The following is a 6236-nucleotide window of genomic DNA, read 5'->3' as shown; positions in this document are numbered from 1 at the left end:
TGTGAGTCCTCCTGTTGTTTTGTGTGGTAACTAAATTATAGGGGTTCACTGGCCTTTTTGCATTTAAAAACAAAAATGGTGCCAGTGAATCAAAATGATTCACCAACACCAAATATTATAGAGCCTAAAAAAACAGATCTCTAATTGAGGTCTGTTTTTTTCTTGTAAAAATATACTATGCCACGAACATAGTATATTTATTCACAATTAAGTTGATTTCTACACGAATCTTTTCGCTAAAAATGCAATCAAATAAAAATTCCCCTAGAATAACTAATATGGACTTTTTAAAATTAAAAAAAGTATCATTAAATCGACCGAAATGGGCTTTTATTAAGAAGTGTTTATCTTTTTTGATAAAGTGAACCATAAGTTATAATACATAAATGATCGTTACTTGTATGTTCAAAATGAACAAACATTAGACATTTCGAACAAAAACAATTGACTTAGAATGCAATTCGATTTATGATTAAAGCATCAAATGTGAATTTAATCACAATAAAACTAAGGAGATTCCAAATGATTATAAAATTGCTAGAACCACTAAATGTATCTGAAGACCTTATTAACGAACTTGCTCAGCCTCTGAAAGATATGGGGCATGAATTTGTATATTATCCAACAAAAACAACGGATATTGACGAATTAAAAAAACGCAGTGAGCATGCGGATGTCATTATGATAGCAAACAACCCATACCCAAGGGAAGTAATTGAAAGTAATCCTGAATTAAAACTAATAAACGTTGCTTTTACAGGCTTTGACCATGTCCAACTAGACAATCATAACATTAAAATGTGTAACGCATCAGGTTATGCAAATACAGCTGTCGCAGAGCTTGCAATTGGACTGGTGCTTGATGTCTATCGCCGTATTACTAAAGGCAATGAAGAACTTCGTAAGCCAAATTTCTCAGGTCCTTTCCAAGGTGCTGAAATTAAAGATAAAGTAGTGGGTATTATCGGAGCCGGTAAAATCGGTCTTGAGACAGCACAATTATTCAAAGCTTTCGGCGCGACTGTTATTGCGGACGACTTTATGCCAACCGAAGAAGGAAAAGAATTAGGAATTACTTATCTTCCTCAAGATGAAGTATTTAAACAATCAGACATTGTCTCGCTACACGTTCCACTATTGCCATCAACAAAAGGCTTGGTAGGAAAAGAAAAATTGGAAATGATGAAACCGACCGCAATATTGATTAACTGTGCCCGAGGTCCGATTGTCGACAACGCTGCCTTAGCACAGGCATTGAATGATGGCACGATTGCAGGAGCTGGGATTGATGTCTTTGATATGGAACCACCTATTCCACAAGACTATCCATTGCTGCAAGCAAAAAATGCAGTTTTAACGCCACATGTCGGTTTTTTAACCAATGAGGCAATGGTAAGACGCGCAATGATTGCCTTTGATAATACCATAGCTTATCTAAACGGAAATCCAATAAATATTGTCAATTAACAAGTATAAATGATCTATCACGATGTCGCTGTGTCTGCAGAAAAAAATTCTAAATTAAGGAGAATGGACGATGAATCTAACAGAAGTTTCCCGTGAACAGTTATCAAATCGGATATTCCATTGGCCATCAATCAAAAAATTTAATAAACAAACAGCAAATAAAGAAATATTTTACGAAACAGAGAATACTGTTGGGGCTGTATGGTGTATGTACCCAGGTCAAACACTACCGATTCATTCTCATGCTCTAGCAGATGATATATGGATTGTCATCCAAGGCGAAGCAGATTACTATCCCGAATGCGGTCAAATGGTAAAAATTAAAGCTGGTGATATTGTCGTAGCAAGAAAAGGAGAAAAACATGGCATGACCAATAATTCTCAAGAGTGTTTTGTTATGCTAGGTATTGCCGGACCTACACCCATTGGTTTTATTGAACATGATTTATGTAGTAACGGTTAATCTTTCAAGTTATAAAATTTACTACAAACCCTCATGAAAGAATCTGTCCAAAAAGGACGGGTTCTTTTTTTTAGTGATATAATAGATGTACTTGATTTCTAGAAAAAGGAGAGGAGTGTATGGACATTTGATTAGTGTTCATACAAATAAAACATGTTCAATAAAGAAGAGACACTTTCATTTTTAACAGAATTACTTTCTATTAACAGTCCATCCGGCTATACAAAAGATGCGACGAATTTCCTGCAAAAAACACTCGAAGAACTCGGATATAATACCGATAAAACCCCAAAAGGAAATGTCATCGTCAAGGTTAGTGGGAAAGATACAACTGTCACACGGGGACTGAGTGCGCATATAGATACTTTAGGATTAATGGTGCGCTCAATTAATAGTGACGGAACTTTGGCTTTAACAAAATTAGGGGGGCCCTTAACGCCGACGCTGGACGGAGAATACTGCGACATCATCACGCGTAACGGCAAAGTGTATACAGGAACTATCCTTTCTAATACACCCTCTGTTCATGTCTTTAAAGATGCAGCCACTAAAGAACGCGACATTGATAATTTAGTCGTAAAAATTGACGAACGCGTGAAAGATAAAGAGGAAGTCAAGAAGCTTGGTATTCAAAATGGCGATATCATTGCTTATGACCCTAAAGTTGTGGTTACTGAATCCGGATATATAAAATCTCGTTTTTTAGATGATAAAGCTTCAGTCTCAATTTTGGTGAGTATTCTTCGTATGTTAAAGAAAGAAAATATCCAACCCGCAACTAATCTGACATTTATCTTCTCAACATACGAAGAAGTTGGACATGGTGCTTCATGGATTCCGGAAGACATTAGTGAGTTGCTAGCTGTTGACATGGGGTGCATCGGATTGGATCTCGATTGTACGGAGTTTGACGTCTCTATTTGCGCCAAAGACTCTTCAGGGCCCTACGATTATGAAATGACCACAAACTTGATCGACATGGCAAAAAAGGAAAAATTAAATTACGCTGTCGATATATACCCAATGTACGGAAGTGATGCTTCTGCGGCGCTCCGGGGTGGGGCAAACATCCGTGCAGCATTGATCGGTCCCGGAGTTGCGAGCAGTCACGGGATGGAACGCACACATATTGATGCGCTTGAAAATACCTTCAAGCTGATTTATTCATATATCATGAAATAGTCACAAAGATGAGATTAAATAAACGAAGAAGAGCTATTTTGCTTTTCTTCGTTTATTTTTTTGGCATATTTTAGTCACTTCTAAAATAAGGGCTTTTACGGCTGTTTCATGGGTACTTATCCATAAACTGACTTGAAATCGGCTTAAAACGCTCCAAAATAATTATGATACACAATTACAATTGTGTATCATATAAAAGATTGATATAGCAAGGGGTTAAATGGTACACTAAAAGGGCAGAATGCCAGGTCTATGCTCAAAAAGCGCTTTTAACAGGTAAAACCACCCTTTTTACCGGTATCTAGTAGAGTACCAATCACTCGTTCATTAAATCACAAACAAAAATATTATTTTCAAAGGAATAGATAGCCATGAATTTCACATATCCCATAAAACAAAAAAAGCAGATAAAAAATTTGATGGAGGTTTATCCACCAGAATCCAAAAATCGCCTCCTCCTTGAATTCGGCTTACGAACCGGATTGCGAATCAGCGATATCTTAAATTTAAAAGTCGGTGATGTTCATAAGCAGGAATTTGTCTGGGTACAGGAAAAGAAAACCAAGAAAAAGAAAATGTTGTATTTGCATCCCAAATTACGTCACTCCATAAAGCTATACGTAAAAAAAGAACAATTAAAGAATGATGATTATATCTTCTTCTCGGAAAAAAATCCTGATCAGCCCATCCAGCGTATGCAGGCGCATCGTATTATATCTCATGCGGGTGATATGATCGGCATCACACCTTTGAGTGCCCATTCATTACGTAAAACGTTTGGTTATTTGTCATATAAGCAAGGCGTTGATATCAGTTTACTCCAAACCATTTTTCAGCATTCCTCACAAGCAGTAACGTTACGTTATATTGGCATTACCCAAGAGAGTATCAACAACGTGTACGCAACCGTGGATATGGGGTTCTGATAATAGAAGCAAAAAAACAGTTGGCAAATTAGACATGCGTTCTAATATGATAACTGTTTTTTTGCGCTTAATTTTAGCTGCGTAAATTATTTTTAGCATCAATAAAAGGTATTTGGTTCTCATTCAAAAAATTGAGAAAATCCGTATCACGGATATCATAGGAAATCAATTGATGGACAGTATCAAAATCGACATATTTAGAGATCGTTATTGTATTTATTTTGGATGAATCAAAGAGGATATAGGCTTCAGTAGCGTTTTGAATCATAATTTTACGAATTTCGGAATCGGAAAAATGGTAATCGGTTATTCCCGCTACCATTGAGACACCGCCGGCTCCTAAAAAACATTTATCAACAAAAATATTTCTTAATGATTGAAGCGTTTGTGTTCCTTCGGTAGCCAAATCACGATTCCTCATTCGACCGCCAATCATAATAATATCAAACGTGGTCTGTTTGCTTAATAGATAAGCCGCTTCCAAGGAATAGGTAACAATCGTTAAATGCTCATACGCAAGAAGGTGGGGAATCATTTCATTAACCGTGGTACTGACATCCAAAAATATCGTGTCTCTTTCATTCACAAAGCTGGCAGCAACTTGCCCGATTATGGTTTTATCCGTCAGGTTGGAATTCCTGCGTGCTTCTATTGACGGTTCTTCTGATTTACTTATCCGAACTGCACCGCCGTGGACCCTTTTTAATTTACCCTTTTCACTCAGAATATCCAAATCATTATGGATTGTTTGGCGTGTCGTGTTAAATGATTTCGTTAATTCTGCCGTTTTAACGGAACCGTAAAGCTTAATGTAATCCAGTATCATCTCTTGGCGTTCTTCTTTTAGCAATGATATCCCTCCATTAAATATGATAGACATTTCAGTCATCATAACAAATAGATTTTTTAAAAACACCATGTATACCTAAACTTAACACTGATTTACAATGTTTAACATTTGTTAACAGAACCTTTACTTAATGTGCCTTTAGAATTTACATTCGTTTGATAAGTTATTTATAGCAACAAACAAAAGCATAATTCAGGAATTATGGGAGGAAAAAAATGAATAACTTAATGAAACGTTTTACTTCGCTATCTGTCTTAGGTGCTTCGGCATTATTACTGGCAGCATGTGGGAATCAGAATGTAGCAGCTAATGAAGAACTGGATTTAAATAATATGTCACTTGAAGAAATAATTACAGCGGCTGAAACAGAAGGAGAAGTCAATTCCGTCGGGATGCCAGATACGTGGGCAAACTGGGAAGAAACATGGGCTGATTTAAACGAAATTCATGGATTGGAACACGTTGATACAGATATGTCATCTGCAGAAGAACTAGCCACTTTTGAAAATGAAAAGGATAATGCTTCAGCTGATATTGGGGATGTTGGCATTGCTTTTGGTCCTGAAGCTGTAGAACGTGAATTATTACTACCGTATAAGACCTCTTATTACGATGAGATTCCTGACTGGGCAAAAGATGCGGAAGGTGAAGGATACTGGATGTTGTCTTATACAGGAACAATGGCTTTTGTTATTGATACTGAAGCTACAGATGGCAAAGTGCCAACTTCATGGCAAGAAGTACTTGATGGCGAATATAAATTTACAATGGGGGACGTGAGCTCTGCGAACCAATCCCAATTTGCTTTGTTGTCGGCAGCTGTAGCTTTTGGCGGGACTGAGTCGGATGTACAACCGGGATTGGATTTCTTTGGCACATTGGCATCGGAAGGACGGTTAAACGTTCAAGGTCATGATACGGCTACTATGGAAGCCGGGGAGCATCAAGTTGTACCGATGTGGGACTTTAACGCATTAGCTTTACAAGATGAATTAGGAGAAGATCGCTTCCAAGTAGTAATTCCACAAGATGGGGCTGCGATGTCCGGTTACACGACCATCTTAAATCGTTACTCACAAAACCCTCATGCTGCTGCTCTCGCACGTGAATATATCCTTTCTGATGAGGGACAAAATAACTTGGCACGTGGTCATGCCCGCCCTATTCGTGAGGTTGAATTAGATGAGGATGCAGCTGCAGCGTTGTTACCGGATAGTGAGTATGAAGACGCTGAAGTCTATCCAGTTGAAGATTCAGCAGCTTGGGACGAATTACTACCACAATTAGGAAACATGTGGCAAGAGAATGTTATCAGTAAAATGAATTAATGTGTCGATGCACGGAAGGT

At 37.6% G+C, this 6236-nt stretch carries 6 protein-coding genes; 5 read left to right on the top strand and 1 reads right to left on the bottom strand.

Going from position 1 to position 6236, the window contains the following annotated elements:
* Positions 1–522 precede the first annotated feature (522 nt).
* The 4 genes from ACTU7M_RS10400 (at position 523) to ACTU7M_RS10385 (ending at position 4038) form a co-directional block, all read left to right on the top strand.
* Positions 523–1467: a 2-hydroxyacid dehydrogenase gene (locus ACTU7M_RS10400; RefSeq protein ID WP_443474327.1), complete on the top strand. Its 945-nt coding sequence runs from the start codon at positions 523–525 to the stop codon at positions 1465–1467.
* Between the two features lie 70 nt (positions 1468–1537).
* Complete coding sequence (locus ACTU7M_RS10395) at positions 1538–1930, top strand: cupin domain-containing protein (protein WP_443474326.1); 393 nt, start codon at positions 1538–1540, stop codon at positions 1928–1930.
* Positions 1931–2083: 153 nt separating this feature from the next.
* The gene (locus ACTU7M_RS10390) at positions 2084–3112 is read left to right on the top strand and encodes a M42 family metallopeptidase (RefSeq protein ID WP_443474325.1); all 1029 of its coding nucleotides are present in this window, start codon (positions 2084–2086) and stop codon (positions 3110–3112) included.
* 371 nt (positions 3113–3483) lie between these two features.
* Positions 3484–4038 (top strand): tyrosine-type recombinase/integrase, encoded by a 555-nt coding sequence (locus tag ACTU7M_RS10385; protein WP_443474324.1) that lies wholly within the window; start codon positions 3484–3486, stop codon positions 4036–4038.
* Positions 4039–4111: 73 nt separating this feature from the next.
* Here the strand turns inward: ACTU7M_RS10385 and ACTU7M_RS10380 are convergent, their stop codons facing one another.
* Complete coding sequence (locus ACTU7M_RS10380) at positions 4112–4888, bottom strand: DeoR/GlpR family DNA-binding transcription regulator (protein WP_443474323.1); 777 nt, start codon at positions 4886–4888, stop codon at positions 4112–4114.
* Positions 4889–5103: 215 nt separating this feature from the next.
* On the opposite strand from ACTU7M_RS10380, the gene ACTU7M_RS10375 reads away from it, so the two are divergent.
* Positions 5104–6216 carry an ABC transporter substrate-binding protein gene (locus tag ACTU7M_RS10375; RefSeq protein ID WP_443474322.1) on the top strand — a complete coding sequence of 371 codons (1113 nt, stop codon included), beginning with the start codon at positions 5104–5106 and terminating at the stop codon, positions 6214–6216.
* Positions 6217–6236 lie beyond the last annotated feature (20 nt).

This window comes from Jeotgalibaca sp. A122, assembly GCF_052266715.1.
GTDB lineage: Bacteria > Bacillota > Bacilli > Lactobacillales > Aerococcaceae > Jeotgalibaca.
Note: the sequence above shows the minus strand (reverse complement) of the source record. Positions and strands in the feature narration are given on the sequence as shown.

What these genes read in the sequence shown, in the direction of transcription:
- ACTU7M_RS10385 (WP_443474324.1), top strand. Translation starts at nt 3,484, where the DNA reads ATGAATTTCACATATCCCATAAAACAAAAAAAGCAGATAAAAAATTTG.
- ACTU7M_RS10390 (WP_443474325.1), top strand. Translation starts at nt 2,084, where the DNA reads ATGTTCAATAAAGAAGAGACACTTTCATTTTTAACAGAATTACTTTCT.
- ACTU7M_RS10375 (WP_443474322.1), top strand. Translation starts at nt 5,104, where the DNA reads ATGAATAACTTAATGAAACGTTTTACTTCGCTATCTGTCTTAGGTGCT.
- ACTU7M_RS10400 (WP_443474327.1), top strand. Translation starts at nt 523, where the DNA reads ATGATTATAAAATTGCTAGAACCACTAAATGTATCTGAAGACCTTATT.
- ACTU7M_RS10395 (WP_443474326.1), top strand. Translation starts at nt 1,538, where the DNA reads ATGAATCTAACAGAAGTTTCCCGTGAACAGTTATCAAATCGGATATTC.